At 35.3% G+C, this 1,467-nt stretch carries 2 protein-coding genes; one reads left to right on the top strand and one right to left on the bottom strand.

Going from position 1 to position 1,467, the window contains the following annotated elements:
- Nucleotides 1-262: 262 nt before the first annotated feature.
- Nucleotides 263-886: a pyridoxamine 5'-phosphate oxidase gene (pdxH, locus tag BN338_RS00330; RefSeq protein ID WP_039757977.1), complete on the bottom strand. Its 624-nt coding sequence runs from the start codon at nt 884-886 to the stop codon at nt 263-265.
- A 331-nt stretch (nt 887-1,217) separates the two neighbouring features.
- Here pdxH and BN338_RS00325 point away from each other — a divergent pair.
- Nucleotides 1,218-1,467 (top strand): DnaJ domain-containing protein (locus BN338_RS00325; protein ID WP_039757976.1); only part of this gene is annotated, 250 nt, incomplete at its 3' end.

Genomic DNA, 1,467 nt, shown 5'->3' with positions numbered 1-1,467 from the left:
TAGGCTTCATTTAAGTATTACAGCTTTCCTTATCAGAAATTACAAAAGTAAAATCATAGTTTTTTCTGAATACAGCATTTCCTCTTCAATAGGCTTGTTGCTCATCGACTTTTAAGCGATAGAGAATATTATCAAACAACATTTACTGTAAAAATGAAATTCTTCTTTAAAGCGAAATAAATCATCTCCTTTTAGGATTTTGCAAATAGAGAATAATCATTTAGCCGTTAGGAAAAACTTCAGAACAATGAAGCTTAAAGGATTAGGGGTAAAGTTTTTGTCTTTTCCAATTGTTGTGTTCAACACAATCACGTGTAAAAAGCAGACGATCATGTAAACGAAATGGGCGATCACACCAGAACTCTATAGAAAGGGGTTTAACACGAAAACCAGACCAATAAGGTGGTCGTGGAATATTGCCTAGAGCATAACGCGCGGTATATTGAGCAATTGCTTTTTCGAGCACAAAACGATTTTCTAATGGTTGAGATTGTTTAGATGCCCATGCACCAATTCGACTCCCACGGGGGCGCGATTGGAAATAGGCATCGGCTTCCTGGGGACTGACTTTTTCAACAATTCCTCTTATTCTAACCTGACGACGGAGCGACTTCCAATGAAACCCTAAGGATGCTTTCATTGATTTTAAAATTTCTTGTCCTTTACAGCTTTCATAATTGGTATAGAAGACGAATCCTTGAGGATTATACTCTTTAAGGAGAACCATACGAACATTAGGGAGGCCTGTTTCGTCAACTGTTGCAAGTGCCATAGCATTTGGATCATTTATTTCGCTTATCGTTGCCTCTTCAAGCCATTGTGCAAAAAGTTCAAAAGGTTTTTGCATTCGCATAAAATGATCGTCTGTTGGTATTTTATCGCTCATAATGTCTCCAAATGTCAGTGAGCATGAACATTTTCTCATTTACTTTTTCATTCAAAAGTAAAGTATCATTTTTTCTTATTTTCAAAAAGCCAATGCTTTCATATATTTTTAATGCGTATTTTTATGGTGGTTTTGTTATTTTTGTCTTTAGCATAGACGACAATGCGCTATATTAAATAAATATCCCATTTTATCTGGTATTTTAGTTTCTTGATAGACATATAAAGAAAAGAAGAAGTTATTCTCTAGAATAGATTGATGAAGCTGTGAGAAATATTGAGCAACATATCCGTTAATATTTTGGAAACGAAAAAATTGAAAAGAGGACAATATGCGTGATCCCTACACGATTCTGGGTGTGGCACGTACCGCAAAATCACAAGAGATTAAATCAGCATTTAGAAAATTAGCAAAGAAGTATCATCCAGACCACAATAAAGATGATGCAAAGGCTAAAGAAAAGTTTGCTGAAATTAATCAGGCTTATGAAATTATAGGTGATAAAGATAAAAAGGCACAATTTGACCGTGGTGAAATTGATATGGAAGGGAAACCGCTTTATCAAGCCTATGGTGCGGGTG

The organism is Bartonella queenslandensis AUST/NH15 (assembly GCF_000312585.1).
In the GTDB taxonomy this organism is placed as follows: Bacteria; Pseudomonadota; Alphaproteobacteria; order Rhizobiales; family Rhizobiaceae; genus Bartonella; species Bartonella queenslandensis_A.
The sequence above is the reverse complement of the archived record's forward strand: the minus strand, read 5'-3'. Positions and strand labels throughout refer to the sequence as shown.

Coding starts and splice junctions, on each gene's coding strand:
- pdxH (WP_039757977.1), bottom strand. CDS start 886: ATGAGCGATAAAATACCAACAGACGATCATTTTATGCGAATGCAAAAA.